The sequence below is a fragment of the Enterobacter sp. JBIWA003 genome (assembly GCF_019968825.1).
GTDB classification, from domain to species: domain Bacteria; phylum Pseudomonadota; class Gammaproteobacteria; order Enterobacterales; family Enterobacteriaceae; genus Enterobacter; species Enterobacter quasiroggenkampii.
In genome coordinates, this window is record NZ_CP074170.1 from 360,569 (window position 1) to 382,553 (window position 21,985).

General features: G+C 57.7%; 22 protein-coding genes. 17 read left to right on the forward strand and 5 right to left on the reverse strand.

Translation table 11 applies throughout. The annotated features are described in order from the left end of the window. Positions 1-41 precede the first annotated feature (41 nt). Together KGP25_RS01715 and rsmD are read right to left on the reverse strand one after the other, a co-directional pair. On the reverse strand, positions 42-323 hold the full coding sequence (locus tag KGP25_RS01715; RefSeq protein WP_008500088.1) for a DUF1145 family protein: 282 nt from the start codon (positions 321-323) through the stop codon (positions 42-44). After that, a complete protein-coding gene (gene rsmD / locus KGP25_RS01720) occupies positions 307-909 on the reverse strand; it encodes a 16S rRNA (guanine(966)-N(2))-methyltransferase (RefSeq protein WP_223539873.1) in 603 nt (200 codons plus the stop codon). Before rsmD ends, KGP25_RS01715 begins: the two co-directional genes overlap by 17 nt. A gap of 127 nt (positions 910-1,036) precedes the next feature. Here rsmD and ftsY point away from each other — a divergent pair, with 127 nt between their 5' ends. The 6 genes from ftsY to livJ all read left to right on the forward strand — a co-directional run bounded on the left by ftsY (position 1,037) and on the right by livJ (position 8,022). Next, the gene (gene ftsY / locus KGP25_RS01725) at positions 1,037-2,497 is read left to right on the forward strand and encodes a signal recognition particle-docking protein FtsY (RefSeq protein WP_045909156.1); all 1,461 of its coding nucleotides are present in this window, start codon (positions 1,037-1,039) and stop codon (positions 2,495-2,497) included. 2 nt (positions 2,498-2,499) lie between these two features. Continuing rightward, positions 2,500-3,165 carry a cell division ATP-binding protein FtsE gene (gene ftsE, locus KGP25_RS01730; RefSeq protein ID WP_025758973.1) on the forward strand — a complete coding sequence of 222 codons (666 nt, stop codon included), beginning with the start codon at positions 2,500-2,502 and terminating at the stop codon, positions 3,163-3,165. Beyond that, complete coding sequence (ftsX, locus tag KGP25_RS01735) at positions 3,158-4,213, forward strand: permease-like cell division protein FtsX (protein WP_223539874.1); 1,056 nt, start codon at positions 3,158-3,160, stop codon at positions 4,211-4,213. The genes ftsE and ftsX overlap by 8 nt, the downstream gene beginning before the upstream one ends. Positions 4,214-4,464: 251 nt before the next feature. Then, positions 4,465-5,322 carry an RNA polymerase sigma factor RpoH gene (gene rpoH / locus KGP25_RS01740; protein WP_008500093.1) on the forward strand — a complete coding sequence of 286 codons (858 nt, stop codon included), beginning with the start codon at positions 4,465-4,467 and terminating at the stop codon, positions 5,320-5,322. Positions 5,323-5,458: 136 nt separating this feature from the next. Next, entirely contained in the window at positions 5,459-6,724 is a 1,266-nt protein-coding gene (locus KGP25_RS01745; protein WP_223539875.1) for a 4-aminobutyrate--2-oxoglutarate transaminase, read from the forward strand. Between the two features lie 197 nt (positions 6,725-6,921). Beyond that, positions 6,922-8,022: a branched chain amino acid ABC transporter substrate-binding protein LivJ gene (gene livJ / locus KGP25_RS01750; RefSeq protein ID WP_223539876.1), complete on the forward strand. Its 1,101-nt coding sequence runs from the start codon at positions 6,922-6,924 to the stop codon at positions 8,020-8,022. A 133-nt stretch (positions 8,023-8,155) separates the two neighbouring features. Here the strand turns inward: livJ and panM are convergent, their stop codons facing one another. Further along, positions 8,156-8,539, reverse strand: coding sequence for an aspartate 1-decarboxylase autocleavage activator PanM (panM, locus tag KGP25_RS01755; RefSeq protein ID WP_045909159.1), 384 nt, complete (start codon positions 8,537-8,539; stop codon positions 8,156-8,158). Positions 8,540-8,963: 424 nt separating this feature from the next. Between panM and livK the strand changes: the two genes are divergently transcribed. The 10 genes from livK to ugpQ all read left to right on the forward strand — a co-directional run bounded on the left by livK (position 8,964) and on the right by ugpQ (position 19,036). Further along, positions 8,964-10,073 carry a high-affinity branched-chain amino acid ABC transporter substrate-binding protein LivK gene (gene livK, locus KGP25_RS01760; RefSeq protein ID WP_008500098.1) on the forward strand — a complete coding sequence of 370 codons (1,110 nt, stop codon included), beginning with the start codon at positions 8,964-8,966 and terminating at the stop codon, positions 10,071-10,073. A gap of 46 nt (positions 10,074-10,119) precedes the next feature. Further along, positions 10,120-11,046: a high-affinity branched-chain amino acid ABC transporter permease LivH gene (livH, locus tag KGP25_RS01765; protein WP_008500099.1), complete on the forward strand. Its 927-nt coding sequence runs from the start codon at positions 10,120-10,122 to the stop codon at positions 11,044-11,046. Continuing rightward, positions 11,043-12,320 (forward strand): branched chain amino acid ABC transporter permease LivM, encoded by a 1,278-nt coding sequence (gene livM / locus KGP25_RS01770; protein ID WP_045909161.1) that lies wholly within the window; start codon positions 11,043-11,045, stop codon positions 12,318-12,320. Before livH ends, livM begins: the two co-directional genes overlap by 4 nt. Beyond that, positions 12,317-13,084 (forward strand): high-affinity branched-chain amino acid ABC transporter ATP-binding protein LivG, encoded by a 768-nt coding sequence (livG, locus tag KGP25_RS01775; protein ID WP_024906698.1) that lies wholly within the window; start codon positions 12,317-12,319, stop codon positions 13,082-13,084. The genes livM and livG overlap by 4 nt, the downstream gene beginning before the upstream one ends. 1 nt (position 13,085) lies before the next feature. Beyond that, entirely contained in the window at positions 13,086-13,799 is a 714-nt protein-coding gene (gene livF, locus KGP25_RS01780) for a high-affinity branched-chain amino acid ABC transporter ATP-binding protein LivF (RefSeq protein ID WP_008500102.1), read from the forward strand. 248 nt (positions 13,800-14,047) lie between these two features. Next, on the forward strand, positions 14,048-15,364 hold the full coding sequence (ugpB, locus tag KGP25_RS01785) for a sn-glycerol-3-phosphate ABC transporter substrate-binding protein UgpB (protein ID WP_008500103.1): 1,317 nt from the start codon (positions 14,048-14,050) through the stop codon (positions 15,362-15,364). Positions 15,365-15,491: 127 nt separating this feature from the next. Then, positions 15,492-16,379 carry a sn-glycerol-3-phosphate ABC transporter permease UgpA gene (ugpA, locus tag KGP25_RS01790; protein ID WP_032650577.1) on the forward strand — a complete coding sequence of 296 codons (888 nt, stop codon included), beginning with the start codon at positions 15,492-15,494 and terminating at the stop codon, positions 16,377-16,379. Beyond that, positions 16,376-17,221 carry a sn-glycerol-3-phosphate ABC transporter permease UgpE gene (gene ugpE / locus KGP25_RS01795; protein ID WP_013099125.1) on the forward strand — a complete coding sequence of 282 codons (846 nt, stop codon included), beginning with the start codon at positions 16,376-16,378 and terminating at the stop codon, positions 17,219-17,221. The genes ugpA and ugpE overlap by 4 nt, the downstream gene beginning before the upstream one ends. A gap of 1 nt (position 17,222) precedes the next feature. Next, positions 17,223-18,293 (forward strand): sn-glycerol-3-phosphate import ATP-binding protein UgpC, encoded by a 1,071-nt coding sequence (locus KGP25_RS01800; RefSeq protein ID WP_045909162.1) that lies wholly within the window; start codon positions 17,223-17,225, stop codon positions 18,291-18,293. Beyond that, positions 18,290-19,036 carry a glycerophosphodiester phosphodiesterase gene (gene ugpQ / locus KGP25_RS01805; RefSeq protein ID WP_069719702.1) on the forward strand — a complete coding sequence of 249 codons (747 nt, stop codon included), beginning with the start codon at positions 18,290-18,292 and terminating at the stop codon, positions 19,034-19,036. Before KGP25_RS01800 ends, ugpQ begins: the two co-directional genes overlap by 4 nt. Here the strand turns inward: ugpQ and KGP25_RS01810 are convergent. Then, on the reverse strand, positions 19,020-19,397 hold the full coding sequence (locus tag KGP25_RS01810) for a DUF2756 family protein (RefSeq protein WP_045328887.1): 378 nt from the start codon (positions 19,395-19,397) through the stop codon (positions 19,020-19,022). The two genes, ugpQ and KGP25_RS01810, sit on opposite strands and share 17 nt — an antisense overlap. A gap of 123 nt (positions 19,398-19,520) precedes the next feature. Here KGP25_RS01810 and ggt point away from each other — a divergent pair, with 123 nt between their 5' ends. Further along, positions 19,521-21,266 (forward strand): gamma-glutamyltransferase, encoded by a 1,746-nt coding sequence (gene ggt, locus KGP25_RS01815; RefSeq protein WP_074180454.1) that lies wholly within the window; start codon positions 19,521-19,523, stop codon positions 21,264-21,266. Positions 21,267-21,372: 106 nt separating this feature from the next. On the opposite strand, the gene yhhY is transcribed toward ggt, so the two are convergent. After that, positions 21,373-21,861, reverse strand: coding sequence for an N-acetyltransferase (gene yhhY, locus KGP25_RS01820; RefSeq protein WP_196353076.1), 489 nt, complete (start codon positions 21,859-21,861; stop codon positions 21,373-21,375). Between the last annotated feature and the right edge of the window lie 124 nt (positions 21,862-21,985).

The window sequence follows — 21,985 nt, forward strand, 5'->3', positions numbered from 1 at the left end:
AGGCCCGGTAAGCGAAGCGCCACCGGGCGATAGCGCGCACCTTACTTCTTCACCTGCGCCTTAAACTTCTTCATCCACACCAGCAGCTCAAACACGCCGAAAATAAACACGCGCAGCTGCTGCCAGCCCGTCATCTGCGGGCCGTCTTTCGGCAGACCGTTTTTCAGCATCACCATCTGCAGGGCGTGCATGAACGAGGTGAAAATCAGCGCCACGTTAACGAAAATATTCATCGGGCGCGGGAACGGGTGCACCAGGTTGAGCAGCAAAAACGCCCAGACGCCCAGCATCAGCAAGCGTCCCAGATTAATCAGTACCGGCATCGGATCCTCCTTGTGCCTGACGGTGATACAGACGATAAGCAACCTGACCTGCGACTTTTTCACGGTGCAGATCCCAGTGGGCGGGAACCGGCGGTATACCGTTTTCCACTTCGCTTTCCACGTAAATCAATGCGTCATCCGCTAGCCAGCCGTTTTGCTCCAGCAGGGATAACGTCTCCTCCAGCAGCCCCTTGCGGAACGGCGGGTCGACAAACACCACGGTGTGCGGCGTGCCCTTTTGCGCAAGGAAGCTCAGCGTATTGGTGTTCACCACTTTCGCGTTGCTCGCTTTCAGCGTCGCCAGATTTTGCTGCAGCGTCTGCGCCACGCCGCGCTCCATCTCCAGCAGCGTGGCGCTGGCAGCATAGCGCGACAGCGCTTCCAGCCCGAGCGCGCCGCTACCGGCGAAGCAGTCCAGGCAGCGGGCGTCTACCATTGACGGGGCCAGCCAGTTAAACAGCGTCTCGCGCACGCGGTCGGTAGTAGGGCGTAAACCGGGGCTGTCCGGAACCGGTAATTTCCGGCCTCGCCACTGACCGCCGATAATACGAATTTGACCGGCCGGGGCGCGGTTGGGTTTCTTCATCTCAGGAAAGCTCTGTTAACAATTGGCCTGCGATTGCGGGCGGTGATGTCAATTAAGTAAAGTGTTAGACTATTTCATCATTTTTTTAGCTTCCATGTATATAGCGCCGCGAGGAGTGTAGTCGCAGATGGCAAAACAAAAAAAACGTGGCTTCTTTTCCTGGCTGGGCTTCGGTGAAAAAGAGCAAGAAACAGAACAGAAAACCGAAGAGCAACATGCCGTTGAAGAGCCGTCGCAGCCTGAAACGCCTGTAGAAACCGCCGCGGTTGTCGATGCGGAAGAGACGGCGCACAGCAAAGAAGAGGTTGAAACCTTTGCTGAAGAGGTGGTTGAGGTCACTGAACAGGTTCAGGAAAGCGAGAAGCCAGAGCCGGTTGTCGTAGAAGCCGCTATCGAAGCACCACAGGCTGCTATCGAACACGAAGAGCTTCCGCTGCCGGAAGAGGTCAAAGACGAAGCGGTGTCTGCCGAAGAGTGGCAGGCCGAAGCGGAAATCGTTGAAATCGTTGATGCGGTGGAAGAAGAGGCGGCGCTTGAGCCAGAGCTGACCGACGAAGAGCTGGAAGCTCAGGCGCTGGCGGCCGAGGCCGCTGAAGAAGCGGTTATCGTTGTGCCGGTAGAAGAGCAGGCCGAAGAAGAGACCGTTCAGGAGCAGGAAAAACCGACCAAAGAAGGTTTCTTCGCGCGCCTGAAGCGCAGCCTGCTTAAAACCAAAGAAAACTTAGGTTCCGGATTTATCAGTCTGTTCCGCGGCAAGAAGATCGACGACGATCTGTTTGAAGAGCTGGAAGAGCAACTGCTGATTGCGGACGTGGGTGTCGAAACCACCCGTAAGATCATCACTAATCTGACCGAAGGGGCGAGCCGCAAACAGCTGCGTGACGCCGAAGCGCTGTACGGCCTGCTGAAAGACGAGATGGGTGAAATTCTCGCAAAAGTTGACGAACCGCTTAATATTGAAGGCAAAACGCCATTTGTTATTCTGATGGTCGGCGTGAACGGCGTGGGTAAAACCACCACCATCGGCAAGCTGGCACGTCAGTTCGAGCAGCAGGGTAAATCGGTGATGCTGGCGGCGGGCGACACCTTCCGTGCGGCGGCGGTTGAGCAGCTGCAGGTGTGGGGCCAGCGCAACAACATCCCGGTCATTGCTCAGCATACTGGCGCGGATTCCGCTTCCGTGATCTTTGACGCCATCCAGGCAGCGAAGGCGCGCAACGTGGATGTGCTGATTGCCGATACCGCAGGGCGTTTGCAGAATAAATCGCACCTGATGGAAGAGCTGAAGAAAATCGTTCGCGTCATGAAGAAGCTGGACGAAGACGCACCGCATGAAATTATGCTGACCATTGATGCCAGCACCGGACAGAACGCCATCAGCCAGGCAAAACTGTTCCATGAAGCGGTAGGACTGACGGGGATCACGCTGACCAAACTGGACGGCACCGCGAAAGGCGGGGTGATCTTCTCCGTGGCCGACCAGTTCGGCATTCCTATCCGTTACATCGGTGTGGGCGAGCGTATTGAGGATTTACGTCCGTTTAAGGCGGACGACTTTATTGAGGCATTATTTGCCCGAGAGGACTAACAATGATTCGCTTTGAACACGTCAGCAAGGCCTATCTCGGTGGGAGACAAGCGCTGCAGGGGGTCACATTCCACCTGCAGCCGGGCGAGATGGCATTCCTGACCGGCCATTCCGGCGCGGGGAAAAGTACCCTGCTCAAGCTTATCTGCGGGATCGAGCGGCCAAGCGCCGGGAAAATCTTTTTCGGCGGCCATGAGATCAGCCGCCTGAAAAACCGCGAAGTGCCGTTCCTGCGTCGTCAGATCGGCATGATTTTCCAGGATCACCACCTGCTGATGGATCGCACCGTTTTCGATAACGTGGCCATTCCGCTGATTATTGCCGGCGCCAGCTATGACGATATCCGCCGTCGCGTTTCCGCGGCGCTGGATAAGGTCGGGCTGCTGGACAAAGCGAAGAACTTCCCGATCCAGCTCTCCGGCGGTGAACAGCAGCGCGTGGGTATCGCCCGTGCGGTGGTGAACAAGCCTGCGGTGCTGCTGGCGGATGAACCGACCGGTAACCTGGACGATGCCCTGTCAGAAGGGATTTTGCGTCTGTTTGAGGAGTTTAACCGCGTGGGGGTTACCGTATTGATGGCGACGCACGACATCGGGCTGATTTCCCGTCGTTCGTACCGCATGCTGACCCTGAGCGACGGTCATTTGCACGGAGGCCACGGTGAATAAGCGTGATGCAATAAACCAGATTCGGCAGTTCGGGAACCGGTTTGACCGTTTCCGTAAGCCGCAGGGCGGGGGTGACGGCAATCGTAATGCGCCGAAGCGCCAGAAGGCCACGCCAAAGCCAGCCTCCCGTAAAACCAACGTGTTTAACGAGCAGGTGCGCTACGCGTTCCACGGCGCGCTGCAGGACCTGAAAAGCAAACCGCTGGCGACGTTCCTGACGGTGATGGTGATCGCCATCTCCCTCACGCTGCCAAGCGTCTGCTATATGGTCTATAAAAACGTCAACCAGGCGGCGTCGCAGTATTATCCGTCTCCGCAGATCACGGTCTATCTGGATAAAGCGCTCGACGATAACGCGGCGGCGCAGGTGGTTGGGCAAATTCAGGCCGAGCAGGGCGTGGAGAAGGTCAATTATCTCTCACGTGAAGACGCGCTGGGCGAGTTCAGGAACTGGTCTGGCTTTGGCGGCGCGCTGGATATGCTCGAGGAGAACCCGCTGCCCGCCGTGGCGGTGGTGATCCCGAAGCTGGATTTCCAGGGGACCGATTCGCTTAACACCCTGCGCGATCGCATCACGCGCATTAAGGGGATTGATGAAGTGCGCATGGATGACAGCTGGTTTGCGCGTCTCTCTGCTCTGACCGGGCTCGTAGGCCGCGTCGCGGCGATGATTGGCGTGCTGATGGTGGCGGCGGTCTTCCTCGTCATCGGCAACAGCGTTCGCCTGAGCATCTTCGCCCGTCGCGACACCATCAACGTGCAGAAACTGATTGGTGCGACGGATGGCTTCATCCTCCGACCGTTCCTTTACGGTGGCGCACTGCTCGGTTTTTCCGGCGCATTTCTTTCACTGATATTGTCAGAAATTTTGGTGATGCGGCTTTCCTCTGCCGTGACTGAAGTGGCGCAGGTTTTCGGAACCAAGTTTGATATCAGTGGATTAGGGTTCGATGAGTGCCTGTTGTTGCTGCTGGTGTGTTCGATGATTGGGTGGGTGGCAGCGTGGCTGGCAACCGTTCAACATTTACGTCACTTTACTCCCGACTAATAAAAGCGTGATATAATCTTTCCCTGCACCGAGATGTTCGCTCTGCAGGGAAAGCGTCCCTGTTGTCTCTTCCCCTGTTATCATCTCCATGTCACATTTTGTGCGTAATTTATTCACCGTTGCACCTGGAACTTGTGGATAAAATCACTGTCTGATAAAAGAGTGAATGCTAATCTCGTTGCTCAAACGCTTTGGCATGGTTGTTGCCTGACGGGGACAACCTGGACCAGAAGAAACACTGAGAGGAATGAATGACCAAAGAAATGCAAACTTTAGCTTTAGCCCCTGTTGGTAACCTGGAATCTTACATCCGGGCTGCGAACACCTGGCCGATGTTAACGGCCGAGGAAGAAAAGGAGCTTGCTGAAAAGCTGCATTACCAGGGCGATCTGGAAGCAGCGAAAAAGCTGATCCTGTCTCACCTGCGCTTTGTTGTTCACATTGCTCGTAATTATGCGGGCTATGGCCTGCCGCAGGCGGACTTGATTCAGGAAGGTAACATCGGCCTGATGAAGGCTGTGCGTCGCTTTAACCCGGAAGTGGGTGTGCGACTCGTCTCCTTCGCCGTACACTGGATCAAAGCAGAAATTCATGAATACGTGCTGCGCAACTGGCGTATCGTGAAAGTCGCCACGACAAAAGCGCAACGCAAACTGTTCTTCAACCTGCGTAAAACCAAGCAGCGTCTGGGCTGGTTCAATCAGGATGAAGTGGAAATGGTGGCGCGCGAGCTGGGCGTATCCAGCAAAGACGTGCGTGAGATGGAATCCCGTATGGCCGCGCAGGACATGACCTTTGATATGTCCTCCGACGACGACGCATCCGACAGCCAGCCAATGGCACCGGTTCTGTATCTGCAGGATAAAACCTCTAACTTTGCTGACGGCATCGAAGAGGACAACTGGGAAGATCAGGCCGCGAACAAGCTGAGCTATGCGATGGAAGGTCTCGACGAACGTAGCCAGGATATTATCCGCGCCCGCTGGCTGGACGAAGACAACAAGTCCACGCTGCAGGAGCTGGCCGACCGCTACGGCGTATCTGCGGAACGTGTCCGTCAGCTTGAAAAGAACGCCATGAAAAAACTTCGCGCCGCTATCGAAGCGTAATTTCCGCGAAGTACACCGAGAACCCCTGGATGAGAGTCTGGGGGTTTTGTTTTTTTAGCGCCCGCTCTGGCGAATTCCCTCCCCCTGGCAAACACTTACTGATGCGCTAAGCAGGCGACTTTCTCAGGGGGACAGGGTGAAAAACAACGAACTGAACGACCGGCGTTTACAGGCGACGCCGCGCGGCATCGGCGTGATGTGTAACTTCTATGCCGATAAAGCAGAAAACGCCACGGTGTGGGACGTCGAGGGCAATGAGTACATCGACTTCGCCGCCGGTATCGCGGTGCTGAATACCGGCCATCGCCATCCCAAAGTCATTTCCGCCATCGAAAAACAACTCCACGCCTTTACCCACACGGCCTACCAGATCGTGCCGTACGAAGGCTACGTGGCGCTTGCCGAGTGCATCAACGCACGCGTGCCCATTGACGGCCCGGCGAAAACGGCGTTCTTCTCGACGGGCGCAGAAGCGGTGGAAAACGCCGTAAAAATTGCCCGCGCCTTTACCAGACGTCCTGGCCTTATCACCTTCGGCGGCGCGTTCCACGGCCGCACCTTTATGACCATGGCGCTGACCGGCAAGGTTGCGCCTTACAAGCTCGGCTTTGGGCCCTTCCCCGGCTCGGTGTATCACGCGCAGTATCCGAATGAACTGCACGGCGTCAGCACCGCTGAGGCGTTAAAAAGCCTGGAACGTATCTTTAAAGCGGATATTGCTCCTGACCAGGTCGCAGCGATCATTCTCGAACCGGTTCAGGGGGAGGGCGGCTTCAACATCGCTCCTGCTGATTTTATGCAGGCGCTGCGCGCCCTGTGCGATACCCACGGCATTTTGCTGATTGCCGACGAGGTCCAAAGCGGCTTCGCCCGCACCGGCAAGCTGTTCTCGATGGAACACCACTGCGTGAAACCGGATCTGATCACCATGGCGAAAAGCCTGGCGGGCGGGATGCCGCTCTCGGCGGTGTCGGGACGTGCTGAGGTGATGGATGCGCCCGCGCCGGGCGGGCTGGGTGGCACCTACGCAGGTAACCCGCTGGCGATTGCGGCGGCGCATGCCGTACTGGACGTGATTGATGAGGAAGATCTCTGCACGCGCTCGGCGCATCTGGGCCATCACCTGGTGGAAGTGCTGAACAAGGCGAAGGAACACTGCCCGTATATCGCGGATATTCGCGCCCAGGGGTCGATGGTGGCGGTGGAGTTTAACGACCCGCAAACGGGCCAGCCTTCGCCGGAATTTACCCGCCAGGTGCAGGAGCGGGCGTTGCAGGAAGGGCTGCTTCTTCTGAGCTGCGGCGTCTACGGCAACGTCATTCGTTTCCTGTATCCGCTGACGATCCCCGAAGTGCAGTTCCGTAAAGCGCTGGACATTATCTCCGCCTCGCTGACACGTTAAAGCCATATGCCCGGCGAAAATCCCTGCCGGGCCTATCATATATTCATTTCAAATTAGCTATTCCAAAATCATAAAAATCGGGTATGTTTTAGCAGAGTATGCTGAAAAAGCGCGAACAGCACACCTATAACTGACATAAAGCGCTGCACAACAACATCACAACAATCGTAATAACCATAATAATGGGGAATCTCAGGATGAACATGAAGGGTAAAGCGTTACTGGCAGGATGTATCGCGTTGGCATTCAGCACCATGGCGCAGGCAGACATTAAAGTGGCTGTGGTTGGCGCCATGTCCGGACCGGTAGCGCAGTACGGCGACCAGGAGTTTACTGGCGCAGAACAGGCGGTTGCAGACATTAATGCCAAAGGCGGTATTAAGGGCGAAAAACTGCAGATCGTAAAATATGATGATGCCTGTGACCCGAAACAAGCGGTCGCGGTCGCGAACAAAGTGGTGAACGACGGGATCAAATACGTTATCGGTCACCTGTGCTCTTCTTCTACTCAGCCCGCGTCTGACATCTACGAAGACGAAGGTATCCTGATGATCACCCCGGCTGCGACCGCACCGGAGCTGACCGCGCGCGGCTACAAGCTGACCCTGCGTACCACCGGTCTGGACTCTGACCAGGGCCCAACCGCGGCGAAATACATCGTTGAAAAAGTGAAGCCGAAGCGCATTGCCATCGTTCATGACAAGCAGCAGTACGGTGAAGGTCTGGCGCGTTCAGTGCAGGACAACCTCAAGAAAGCCAATGCCGACGTGGTGTTCTTCGACGGGATCACCGCCGGTGAGAAAGACTTCTCCACCCTGGTGGCGCGTCTGAAGAAAGAGAATATCGACTTCGTATACTACGGCGGCTACCACCCGGAAATGGGCCAGATCCTGCGCCAGGCGCGCGCAGCGGGTCTGAAAACCCAGTTCATGGGCCCGGAAGGGGTGGCGAACGTTTCTCTGTCTAACATCGCAGGTGAATCCGCTGAAGGCCTGCTGGTGACCAAACCGAAGAACTACGACCAGGTTCCTGCGAACAAACCTATCGTAGATGCCATCAAGGCGAAGAAACAGGATCCAAGCGGCGCGTTCGTCTGGACCACCTATGCGGCGCTGCAGTCTCTGCAGGCGGGCCTGAACCAGTCAGCCGATCCGGCTGAGATTGCCACCTGGCTGAAAGCGAACACGGTTGAGACCGTCATGGGGCCTCTTTCCTGGGACGCGAAGGGCGACCTGAAGGGCTTCGAGTTCGGCGTGTTTGACTGGCATGCTAACGGCACGGCGACCGAAGCAAAATAAACGCAAATGGCAACCGTAAGGTTGCCATTTTAGTGTTTGCACCCTCTCCCCGTGGGAGAGGGCTGGGGTGAGGGCATCAGACCGCACAGCACCTCGTAGGCCGGGTAAGGCGCAGCCGCCACCCGGCTTTCTTTTAGCGCTTCTCCCACCCGCTCTCCTGCGCCGTAAAGCCTAACGCCTGCATAAACGCCGCCATCACGTCGCGGTCTTCCACGCCCACGTCGGCCATCCACCAGGAGGTCACGCTCGGGTTTTCGCGGATCACTTCTTCAATTAAATACTGTCCCACGCCGCGACGACGGGTGACGTCACGTACGCGCAGCGAGTCCAGCGCCCCTTCTGTACCGCTCAGGGTGACGCGAACCGCTGCCAGCAGGCGCTCGTTAAAACGCGCGGCATAAATGCGGTGGGTCTCATCCACGCGTAGCGACGAAGGGGAATATTCCGGCCAGATCTTGCCCAGGTCGATATGATCCTGGTCGCTAAAGGTCACCAGACGCACGATAGTCAGTTTCATTAGCTACTTGTCCAAATCAAATTGAGTAGAGGCAGTGTACTCAATTTATTCACTCAGGGGCTTCCTCTTTTTATTCTCATTCGCCAGGTGATTAGTTTTTTGGCAACGCGTTGGGCAGTTTGAAAACACATGGATCGAAAAATACGCAGAATTTTAACCTGATGGGTAGTGATTTATTCGGCGCTTTGTACCGTTATTTTATGCTGCAAACTGCACTTTTAGTTGTTTATCTCTGCCTGATTTCAGAATATTATCTTTGCTTAATCGCCTGAAAAATAGAGATTTTAGTCTGGTTTTTGACAAAAACCTGCGCTAAACCATTAAAGGCACTGGTAAAAATAGCGTTGTTCATTAAAAGTACAGAATGCTTTTTAACCATAATAAAACAAAATATAAACACGACATCACGAATGGGGATTCAGAGATGAAAAGGAACGCGAAGACGTTAATCGCGGGGATGGTCGCACTGTCGATCTCGCATGCCGCCATGGCGGAGGACATTAAAGTTGCGGTAGTGGGTGCGATGTCCGGCCCTGTTGCCCAGTGGGGTGACATGGAGTTCAACGGTGCGCGCCAGGCCATCAAAGACATCAACGCTAAGGGCGGCATCAAAGGCGACAAGCTGGTGGGCGTAGAATATGACGACGCCTGCGATCCGAAACAGGCCGTCGCGGTCGCTAACAAAATCGTCAACGATGGCATCCAGTATGTGATCGGCCACCTGTGCTCGTCGTCCACCCAGCCCGCGTCTGATATCTACGAAGACGAAGGCATTCTGATGATCACCCCCGGTGCGACCAACCCGGAACTGACCCAGCGCGGCTATCAGCACATCATGCGTACCGCCGGGCTGGACTCCTCTCAGGGGCCAACCGCCGCCAAATACATCCTTGAAACCGTCAAGCCGCAGCGTATCGCCATTATTCATGACAAGCAGCAGTACGGTGAAGGCCTGGCGCGCTCCGTTCAGGACGGCCTGAAAAAAGGCGGCGCAAACATCGTCTTCTTCGACGGGATTACCGCCGGTGAAAAAGACTTCTCCGCGCTGATCGCTCGTCTGCAAAAAGAGAATATCGACTTTGTTTACTACGGCGGCTACTACCCGGAGATGGGGCAGATGCTGCGTCAGGCGCGCGCCACCGGTCTGAAGACCCAGTTTATGGGGCCAGAGGGTGTGGGCAATGCTTCCCTGTCCAACATCGCCGGGGATTCTGCCGAAGGCATGCTGGTGACGATGCCAAAACGCTATGACCAGGATCCGGCCAACAAGGCTATCGTGGATGCGCTCAAGGCGCAGAAGAAAGATCCGAGTGGTCCGTACGTCTGGATCACCTACGCCGCCGTGCAGTCTCTGGCCACCGCGCTGGATCGTACCGGCAGCAAAGAACCGCTGGATCTGGTGAAAGATTTAAAAGCACACGGGGCGAACACCGTGATTGGGCCGCTGAACTGGGATGAGAAAGGCGATCTGAAGGGATTTGAGTTTGGTGTCTTTAAGTGGCACGCCGACGGGTCATCCTCGGCCGCCAAATAATTATCCCACCGCCCGGACTGACGGGCGGGTATAAAAAGGTTTACATATGTCCGAGCAGTTTCTCTATTTCCTGCAGCAGATGTTTAACGGCGTCACGCTGGGAAGCACCTACGCGCTGATCGCCATCGGCTATACGATGGTTTACGGCATTATCGGCATGATTAACTTCGCCCACGGCGAGGTCTACATGATCGGTAGCTATGTCTCCTTTATGATTATCGCCGCCCTGATGATGATGGGCATCGACAGCAGCTGGCTGCTGGTCGCCGCCGGGTTTGTCGGCGCGATTGTGATTGCCAGCGCCTACGGCTGGAGCATCGAGCGCGTGGCCTATCGGCCGGTGCGCAGCTCTAAACGCCTGATTGCGCTGATTTCCGCCATCGGGATGTCGATCTTCCTGCAAAACTACGTCAGCCTGACCGAAGGCTCGCGCGACGTGGCGCTGCCAAGCCTCTTTAACGGCCAGTGGATTGTGGGGGCCAGTGAAAACTTCGCGGCCTCTATCACCACCATGCAGCTGGTTATCTGGGTCGTCACCTTTATTGCAATGCTTGCCCTGACGCTGTTCATCCGCTACTCGCGGATGGGACGCGCCTGCCGCGCCTGCGCAGAAGACCTGAAAATGGCGAGCCTGCTCGGCATCAACACCGACCGCGTGATTGCCCTGACCTTCGTGATTGGCGCCGCGATGGCGGCCGTCGCAGGTGTCCTGCTCGGCCAGTTCTACGGCGTGATCAACCCGTACATCGGCTTTATGGCCGGGATGAAAGCCTTTACCGCGGCGGTGCTGGGCGGTATCGGCAGTATTCCGGGCGCGATGATTGGCGGCCTGATCCTGGGCGTGGCGGAAGCGCTCTCCTCGGCGTATCTGAGCACGGAATATAAAGATGTGGTGTCGTTTGCCCTGCTGATTCTGGTTCTGCTGGTCATGCCTACCGGCATTCTGGGCCGTCCGGAGGTAGAGAAAGTATGAAACCGATGCATTTTGCAATGGCGCTGCTCTCTGCCGCCATGTTCTTCGTGCTGGCAGGCGTCTTTATGGGCGTCCAGTTAGGTCTGGATGGGACGAAGCTGGTGGTGGATACCGCACCCGACATCCGCTGGCAGTGGGTATTTATCGGCACTGCCGTGGTGTTCCTGTTCCAGCTGTTGCGTCCGCTGTTCCAGAAGTCGCTGAAAAACGTCTCCGGGCCGAAATTCGTTCTGCCGGCCATCGACGGGTCTACCGTTAAGCAGAAGCTGTTCCTCGTGGCGCTGCTGGTGGCTGCCGTGGCGTGGCCGTTTGTGGTCTCTCGTGGCACCGTGGATATCGCTACCCTGACCATGATCTACGTGATCCTCGGTCTCGGTCTGAACGTGGTGGTGGGGCTCTCTGGCCTGCTGGTGCTGGGCTACGGCGGCTTCTACGCCATCGGCGCCTACACCTTCGCGCTGCTGAACCACTATTACGGCCTCGGCTTCTGGACCTGCCTGCCGCTGGCGGGGCTGGTCTCAGCCGCGGCAGGCTTCCTGCTCGGCTTCCCGGTACTGCGCCTGCGCGGTGACTACCTGGCGATTGTGACCTTAGGCTTTGGCGAAATCGTCCGTATCCTGCTGCTGAACAACACCGAAGTGACCGGCGGCCCGAACGGCATCAGCCAGATCCCGAAACCAACCTTCTTTGGCCTGGAGTTCAGCCGTACCGCCCGCGAAGGCGGCTGGGACACCTTCAGTAACTTCTTCGGCGTGAAGTATGACCCGTCCGACCGCGTCATCTGGCTCTATCTGGTGGCGCTGCTGCTGGTGGTGATTACCCTGTTCGTGATTAACCGTCTGCTGCGCATGCCGCTGGGCCGTGCGTGGGAAGCGCTGCGCGAAGATGAGATTGCCTGCCGTTCCCTGGGCCTGAACCCGACCCGCATCAAGCTGACCGCGTTCACCATCAGCGCCGCGTTTGCCGGTTTCGCCGGGACGCTGTTTGCCGCGCGTCAGGGCTTCGTCAGCCCGGAATCGTTCACCTTTGCCGAATCCGCTTTTGTGCTGGCGATTGTGGTGCTCGGCGGGATGGGCTCGCAGTTTGCCGTTATCCTCGCGGCCATCCTGCTGGTGGTCTCGCGCGAGCTGATGCGCGACTTTAACGAATACAGCATGTTAATGCTGGGTGGTTTGATGGTGCTGATGATGATCTGGCGTCCGCAGGGCTTGCTGCCGATGACCCGTCCACAGCTGAAGCTGAAGAACGGGCAAGCGAAAGGAGAGCAGGCATGAGTCAGCCATTATTATCCGTTAACGGTCTGATGATGCGTTTTGGCGGCCTGCTGGCGGTCAACAATGTGTCACTGGATCTGCACAAGAAAGAGATTGTCTCCCTGATTGGCCCGAACGGCGCGGGGAAAACCACCGTCTTTAACTGCCTGACCGGTTTTTACAAGCCGACGGGCGGCACCATCATGCTGCGCGACAAGCATCTTGAAGGGCTGCCGGGCCAGCAGATTGCCCGCATGGGCGTGGTGCGTACCTTCCAGCACGTGCGTCTGTTCCGCGAGATGACGGTGATTGAGAACCTGCTGGTCGCGCAGCATCAGCAGCTGAAAACCGGGCTGTTCTCCGGCCTGCTGAAAACCCCGGCCTTCCGCCGCGCCCAGGATGAAGCGCTCGATCGCGCCGCCACCTGGCTCGACCGCATTGGCCTGCTGCAGCACGCCAACCGTCAGGCGAGTAACCTGGCCTACGGCGACCAGCGTCGTCTGGAGATTGTGCGCTGCATGGTGACCCAGCCGGAGATCCTGATGCTCGACGAACCGGCGGCGGGCCTCAACCCGAAAGAGACCAAAGAGCTGGACGAGCTGATTGCCGAACTGCGCGATCACCACGACACCACCATTCTGCTGATTGAGCACGACATGAAGCTGGTAATGGGCATTTCCGACCGTATCTACGTGGTTAACCAGGGTACGCCGCTGGCAAACGGCACGCCGGAAGAGATCCGCAACAACCCGGACGTGATCCGCGCATACCTGGGTGAGGCATAAGATGGAAAAAGCGATGTTAACGTTCGACAAGGTCAACGCGCACTACGGCAAGATCCAGGCGCTGCACGATGTCAGCCTGCATATCAATCAGGGTGAAATCGTTACCCTGATTGGCGCCAACGGCGCGGGCAAAACCACGCTGCTCGGCACCCTGTGCGGCGACCCGCGCGCCACCAGCGGGCGGATTGTGTTCGATGGTAAAGACATTACCGACTGGCAGACGGCCAGAATCATGCGTGAGGCGGTGGCGATTGTCCCGGAAGGGCGTCGCGTCTTCTCGCGTATGACGGTGGAAGAGAACCTGGCGATGGGCGGTTTCTTCGCCCATCGCGATGAATACCAGACCCGCATCAAGTGGGTGTACGAACTCTTCCCGCGCCTGTGGGAGCGTCGCATTCAGCGTGCGGGCACCATGTCCGGCGGTGAACAGCAGATGCTGGCAATTGGCCGCGCGCTGATGAGCCAGCCGCGTCTCCTGCTGCTGGACGAGCCGTCGCTCGGTCTTGCGCCGATCATCATCCAGCAGATATTCGACACCATCGAGCAGCTGCGTAAAGAGGGGATGACCATCTTCCTCGTTGAGCAGAACGCCAACCAGGCGCTGAAGCTGGCTGACCGTGGCTACGTGCTGGAGAACGGCCGCGTGGTGCTTGAAGACACCGGCGATGCGCTGCTGGCGAACGAAGCGGTGCGGAGCGCTTACCTGGGCGGCTGAGCCGTCTGTATCGCCCGGTGGCGCTTACGCTTACCGGGCCTACAGGGATCGAGTAGGCCGGGTAAGGCGTAGCCGCCACCCGGCTTTTTTAACCGCTACACCCCTTCACACAACCATCATCCCCCTGACCCTTTACTGTCACTTATCTGTAAACAAACAGTTATTTTTCTGTCATTCGAGCATGTCATGTTACCTCGCGAGCATAAAACGCGTGATATCGCGCATCCGGCACAATAAGAGAGATGACAATGACATCGTTACGACACACAGCTTTGGGTCTGGCACTGGGTCTGGCTTTTGCGACGAACGCAATGGCTGTGACGACCATTCCGTTCTGGCATTCCATGGAAGGGGAGTTGGGTAAAGAAGTTGACTCCCTGGCGCAGCGTTTCAACGACACCCATCCGGATTACAAAATTGTGCCGGTGTACAAAGGTAACTACGAGCAGAGCCTGAGCGCGGGCATCGCCGCCTTCCGTACCGGCAACGCGCCTGCACTGTTACAGGTTTATGAAGTGGGCACCGCCACCATGATGGCCTCCAAAGCCATCAAGCCGGTGTACGAAGTGTTCAAAGAGGCGGGTATCAACTTTGATGAATCCCAGTTTGTGCCGACCGTAGCGGGTTACTACACCGATTCCAAAACCGGGCATCTGCTGTCTCAGCCGTTTAACAGCTCCACGCCGGTGCTGTACTACAACAAAGACGCCTTCAGGAAAGCCGGTTTAGACCCGGAGCAGCCGCCAAAAACCTGGCAGGATCTGGCCGAATACACCGCGAAGCTGAAAGCGGCGGGGATGAAGTGCGGCTACGCCAGCGGCTGGCAGGGCTGGATCCAGATTGAAAACTTCAGCGCCTGGCACGGCCTGCCGGTGGCGACCAAAAACAACGGCTTCGACGGCACCGATGCGGTACTGGAGTTCAACAAGCCGGAGCAGGTGAAGCACATTGCGCTGCTGGAAGAACTCAACAAGAAGGGCGACTTCAGCTACTTCGGGCGTAAAGACGAATCCACCGAGAAGTTCTACAACGGCGACTGCGCCATTACCACCGCCTCGTCCGGCTCTCTGGCGGATATCCGTCACTACGCCAAATTCAACTACGGCGTGGGCATGATGCCGTACGACGCTGACGTGAAGGGCGCGCCACAGAACGCCATCATCGGCGGGGCGAGCCTGTGGGTGATGCAGGGTAAAGACAAGGGCACCTATAAAGGCGTGGCCGAATTCCTCGACTTCCTGGCGAAGCCGGAAAACGCGGCCGAATGGCACCAGAAGACCGGCTACCTGCCGATCACCAAAGCCGCGTATGACCTGACCCGCGAGCAGGGCTTCTACAGCAAGAACCCGGGCGCGGACATCGCGACTCGTCAGATGCTGAACAAGCCGCCGTTGCCGTTCACCAAAGGCCTGCGCCTGGGCAACATGCCGCAGATCCGCACCATCGTGGATGAAGAGCTGGAAAGCGTCTGGACCGGGAAAAAAACGCCACAGCAGGCGCTGGATTCCGCAGTAGAGCGCGGGAATCAGCTGCTGCGCCGCTTTGAGCAGTCGACGAAATCGTAATTCAAACCTGCCCCTCACCCCGGCCCTCTCCCCACAGGGGCGAGGGAGAAAAGACGGCTCCGTGCAGTCCCCTCTCCCCTCTGGGGAGAGGGTTAGGGTGAGGGGTGAATACCTACAGAGCTAACCTATGTCATCATCCCGTCCGGTGTTCCGTTCCCGCTGGCTGCCGTACCTGTTGGTCGCGCCTCAGCTGGTCATCACCGTTATCTTCTTTATCTGGCCTGCGGGCGAAGCGCTGTGGTACTCGGTACAAAGCGTCGATCCGTTTGGGCTCTCCAGCCAGTTTGTCGGGCTGGACAACTTTACCGCGCTGTTCCATGACAGCTACTACCTGGACGCCTTCTGGACGACGATGAAGTTCAGCGCGCTGGTCACCGTCAGCGGCCTTGTCGCCTCGCTGTTTTTCGCCGCGCTGGTGGACTACGTGGTGCGCGGCAGTCGTATTTATCAGACCCTGATGCTGCTGCCGTACGCCGTGGCACCCGCCGTCGCTGCCGTACTGTGGATTTTCCTGTTTAACCCCGGTCGCGGGCTGATTACCCATTTCCTGGCAGAGTTCGGCTACGACTGGAACCACGCCCAGAACAGCGGTCAGGCGATGTTCCTGGTGGTGTTCGCCTCGGTGTGGAAGCAGATCAGTTACAACTTCCTGTTCTTCTTTGCCGCGCTGCAGTCCATTCCCCGTTCGCTGGTGGAAGCCGCCGCGATTGACGGCGCAGGGCCGATTCGTCGCTTCTTCAGGCTGTCGCTGCCGCTGATCGCCCCAGTGAGCTTCTTCCTGCTGGTGGTTAACCTCGTGTACGCCTTCTTCGACACCTTCCCGGTGATCGATGCGGCCACCGCAGGCGGCCCGGTGCAGGCGACCACGACGCTTATCTACAAGATCTACCGCGAAGGCTTCGCCGGGCTGGATCTCTCCGCCTCCGCCGCGCAGTCGGTGGTGTTGATGTTCCTCGTCATCATCCTCACGGTGGTGCAGTTCCGCTATGTCGAAAGTAAGGTGCGCTACCAATGATTGAGAACCGTCGCGGGCTGACGATTTTCAGCCACACCATGCTGATTCTGGGGATTATCGTCATCCTCTTCCCGCTGTACGTGGCCTTTGTCGCCGCCACGCTGGACACCAAAGCGGTGTTCGACACGCCGATGACGCTGATCCCAGGCACACATCTGTTCGAGAACATGAAGACCATCTGGACCCAGGGCGTGGGCGCCAACAGCGCGCCGTTCTGGCTGATGATGCTCAACAGCTTCATCATGGCGTTCGGCATTACGGTCGGCAAAATTACGGTGTCGATGCTCTCGGCCTTCGCCATCGTCTGGTTCCGTTTTCCGCTGCGCAACCTGTTTTTCTGGATGATTTTTATCACCCTGATGTTGCCGGTGGAGGTGCGTATCTTCCCTACGGTGGAAGTGATCGCCAACCTGAAGATGCTCGACAGCTACGCGGGCTTGACCCTGCCGCTGATGGCCTCGGCGACCGCCACATTCCTGTTTCGCCAGTTCTTTATGACCCTGCCGGACGAGCTGATTGAAGCGGCGCGCATTGATGGCGCATCGCCGATGCGTTTCTTCCGCGACATCGTGCTGCCGCTGTCGAAAACCAACCTTGCGGCGCTGTTTGTGATCACCTTTATCTACGGCTGGAACCAGTACCTGTGGCCGCTGCTGATTATTCAGGACGTCAATCTCGGCACCGCCGTGGCGGGCATCAAAGGCATGATTGCCACCGGCGAAGGCACCACCCTCTGGAACCAGGTGATGGCGGCGATGCTGCTTACCCTTATCCCACCCGTAGTCATTGTTTTAGCCATGCAGCGCGCGTTTGTCCGCGGCCTGGTCGATAGCGAGAAATAAGATGGCAGGTTTAAAACTTCAGGCAGTAACCAAAAGCTGGGACGGCAAAACCCAGGTGATTCAGCCGCTCACGCTCGACGTGGCGGACGGGGAGTTTATCGTGATGGTCGGCCCGTCCGGCTGTGGCAAATCCACCCTGCTGCGCATGGTGGCGGGGCTGGAGCGCGTGACCTCCGGGGATATCTGGATTGACCGCCAGCGCGTCACCGAGATGGAGCCGAAAGACAGAGGCATCGCGATGGTCTTCCAGAACTACGCTCTCTATCCGCACATGAGCGTGGAAGAGAACATGGCCTGGGGGCTGAAAATCCGCGGCATGGGCAAAGGCCATATCGAGGAGCGCGTGAAAGAAGCCGCCCGTATTCTGGAACTGGACGGCCTGCTCAAGCGCCGCCCGCGCGAGCTCTCCGGCGGCCAGCGCCAGCGCGTAGCGATGGGGCGCGCCATCGTGCGCGACCCGGCGGTATTTCTGTTCGACGAGCCGCTCTCTAACCTCGACGCCAAGCTGCGCGTGCAGATGCGCCTTGAGCTGCAGCAATTGCACCGTCGTCTGAAAACCACGTCGCTGTACGTTACCCACGATCAGGTCGAAGCCATGACCCTCGCCCAGCGCGTGATGGTGATGAACAAAGGCGTTGCCGAGCAGATTGGTACCCCGGTGGAAGTCTACGAGAAACCAGCCACCCGTTTCGTGGCGAGCTTTATCGGCAGCCCGGCGATGAACCTGCTGGAAGGGCGCATCAGCAGTGCGGGCTCGCACTTTGAGCTGGAAAGCGGGATGGCATTGCCGATCAACTGGTACTATCGTGGCTACGCCGGGCGTAAGATGACGCTCGGTATCCGCCCGGAACATATCGGTTTAACCACTCAGGCGGAAGGCGGCGTGCCGCTGGTGATGGACACGCTGGAGATGTTGGGTGCAGATAACCTGGCGCACGGGCGCTGGGGCGAGCAAAAAATGGTGGTGCGGCTGGCACATCAGGAGCGCCCTAAAGCAGGCAGCACGCTGTGGCTGCACCTGCCGGAAAATCATCTGCACCTGTTTGACGGTGAAACAGGACAACGAGTATGAGCAACTGGCCTTATCCCCATGTCGTCGCCCACCGGGGCGGCGGTAAGCTGGCGCCGGAGAATACCCTGGCGGCGATTGACGTTGGCGCGCGCTACGGTCACACGATGATCGAGTTCGACGCCAAGCTGTCGAAAGACGGCGAGATTTTCCTGCTGCATGACGATAACCTCGAACGCACCAGCAACGGCTGGGGCGTCGCGGGCGAGCTGCCGTGGCGCGATCTGCTGAAAGTCGACGCCGGAAGCTGGTACAGCGGCGAATTCAAAGGCGAACCGCTGCCGCTGCTGGCGGAAGTGGCCGATCGCTGTCGCCAGCACGGCATGATGGCCAATATCGAAATTAAACCGACCACCGGCACCGGGCCGCTGACGGGCAAAGTCATTGCCCTTGCCGCGCGTGAGCTGTGGGAGGGGATGACCGCACCGCTGCTGTCATCATTTGAAATCGATGCGCTGGAGGCCGCACAGGCCGCAGCGCCGGAACTGCCGCGCGGACTGCTGCTGGACGAGTGGCGCGAGGACTGGTGCGAGCTGACGACGCGCTTAGCGTGTGTCTCTATTCATCTTAATCACAAGCTGCTGGATGAGGCGCGGGTGAAGATGCTGAAAGACGCGGGCCTGCGTATTCTGGTTTACACCGTCAATAAACCCCAGCGTGCGGCCGAACTGCTGCGCTGGGGCGTGGACAGCATCTGTACCGATGCGATTGACCTGATCGGCCCGGACTTTAGTTCTGCGGATTAAGCATACTGCCATTCGACTGCGGCGGCAGCATATGCTGCTGTCCGCTGCCTGACGAGGTCATCCCACCTAACATTCCGCCGTTTTTGTTCGGCAACGGCTGCTCGCGCACCTGCCCCTGCTGCACGCGCTGGGTATTGGCGTTCATCTGATTTTGCAGGCTTTGTTGCTGCATCTGGGTCTGCGTTCTCAGTTGCTGATTCAGCATCCCTTTTTGCTGCTGTTGCTGGCTCATCATCTCGGTCTGCATACGCTGCTGGCTCGGGATGACATACCCCTGCTGGTTCGGGTTATTCATGGTGTTGAGTGGCTGTGCGAGCGCGGCAAAGGGGATCAGCGCCGTAAGAATCAATAAGCGTTTCATTGTCATTTCCTCCTTTTGAGGTCTCTCTTAAGTTTACCCTGATTTCACCATGACGATGATTTTTTAGGAGTTGTGAACCAGGCTTAAGCGGGGAATATGGATCCCTTCACCTGGAGAACAATAATGATGAAACCAACGTTTTTGCGCTGGGTCGCCCTCGCCGCGCTGATGGCAGGCGGTACATTTAGCGTGGCGGCCAACCCGCCCGCGGCGCCTCCGGTCTCTTACGGCGTGGAGGAAGATGTTTTTCATCCCGTGCGGGCAACCCACGGCATGGTGGCATCCGTGGATGCGCTGGCGACCCGCGTGGGCGTCGATATTCTCAGGCAGGGCGGTAACGCGGTGGATGCGGCGGTCGCCGTCGGCTATGCGCTGGCGGTGACGCACCCGCAGGCGGGGAACCTGGGCGGCGGTGGCTTTATGATGCTGCGCACCAAAGACGGGAAAACCACCGCCATCGACTTCCGTGAAATGGCACCTTCTCAGGCGTCACGGGACATGTTCCTTGATGACCAGGGGAATCCGGACAGTAAAAAATCCCTGACCTCGCATCTCGCGTCCGGCACGCCGGGTACCGTTGCGGGCTTCTCGCTGGCGCTGGAAAAATACGGTACGATGCCGCTGAATAAGGTGGTACAGCCTGCTATCAAGCTGGCGCGGGAGGGCTTTGTGGTGAATGACGCGCTGGCAGACGACCTCAAAACCTACGGCAGCGAAGTGATTCCGAATCACGAAAACAGCAAGGCCATCTTCTGGAAAGACGGTGAACCGCTGAAGAAGGGCGATAAGCTGGTGCAGAAGAACCTCGCTAAAAGCCTGGAGCTGATTGCCGAGCACGGTCCTGACGCCTTCTACAAAGGGGCGATTGCCGACCAGATTGCACAAGAGATGCAGAAGAACGGCGGGCTCATCACCAAAGCGGATCTGGCGGACTACAAGGCGGTAGAGCGCGAGCCGATTAGCGGCACCTACCGCGGCTACGAGGTCTTCTCCATGCCGCCACCGTCTTCCGGGGGCATTCACATCGTGCAGATCCTCAACATTCTTGAAAACTTCGATATGCACAAGTTCGGTTTCGGCAGCGCGGATTCCATGCAGGTGATGGCGGAAGCGGAAAAACGCGCCTACGCCGACCGCTCGGAATATCTCGGCGATCCGGACTTCGTGAAGGTGCCGTGGCAGGCGCTGACTAATAAAGCCTATGCCAAATCTATTGCCGATCAGATCGACATCAACAAGGCTAAGCCGTCGAGCGAGATCCGCCCCGGCAAGCTGGCGCCGTATGAAAGCAACCAGACCACCCACTTCTCGGTGGTGGATAAAGACGGTAACGCGGTGGCGGTGACCTATACGCTCAACACGACCTTCGGCACCGGGATTGTGGCGGGTAACAGCGGCATTCTGCTGAATAACGAGATGGATGACTTCTCTGCCAAGCCGGGCGTGCCGAACGTCTACGGGCTGGTCGGCGGCGATGCGAACGCGGTAGGGCCGAAGAAACGCCCGCTGTCGTCCATGTCGCCCACCATCGTAGTGAAAGAGGGCAAAACCTGGCTGGTAACCGGTAGCCCGGGCGGCAGCCGGATTATCACCACCGTATTGCAGATGGTGGTGAACAGCATCGACTTTGGGATGAACGTCGCCGAAGCCACCAACGCCCCGCGATTCCACCACCAGTGGTTGCCGGACGAGCTGCGCGTCGAGAAGGGCTTTAGCCCGGACACCATTAAACTGCTTGAGCAGCGTGGGCAGAAGGTGGCGGTGAAAGAGGCGATGGGCAGCACCCAGAGCATTATGGTGGGGCCGGACGGAGCGCTGTTTGGCGCATCAGATCCGCGTTCGGTGGATGATTTGACGGCGGGGTATTGATTATTCCCCTCACCCTAACCCTCTCCCCATAGGGGAGAGGGGATTGCACGGTGCGGTCTTTTCTCCCTCGCCCCTATGGGGAGAGGGCCGGGGTGAGGGGAGTGCGTCACTTCATTCTCGCCATAAAATACGCGTCCACATATTCGCCGTTGCGCAGGGCATAGCGCTTGCCGGTGCCTTCAATTTCGAACCCGTATTTTTTGTACACCGCAATCGCCGGCTCGTTATCGACAAACACCGTCAGCTCAATGCGGTCAACGCGCAGCCAGTTATCGCACATATCAATCATGGTGCGCATCAGCGCGCTGGCAACTCCCCGGTTTTGCCACTGCGCGCCGACACAAATCCCAAAATCAGCCACATGGCTGCGGCGTGGGCGTTGCGCGACGGCGATGCACAGATGCCCGGCGACATGACCGTCTATACAGGCGACCAGTTGCTTAATGCCGGGCTGGTCGGTGAGTCGTTCTTGCCACATTTGCTCAGACGGATGAGGAACCTGTAGTGTGTTGTGGTACACCTCCGGTTGGGCGTGGATCTGACGAATGGCGTCATAATCTTTCGGTTCCGCATGGCGTATCACTATCTCACTCATTCCTTGTTCCTCAGTCAGTTAAACGTCCCTTCCAACATCAATGACTTTAAAATTTGAGTCAACCGCTATTTTTTGCAAAAAGTATTGGACAAGTGCGAATGAGAATGATTATTATTGCTCTGCA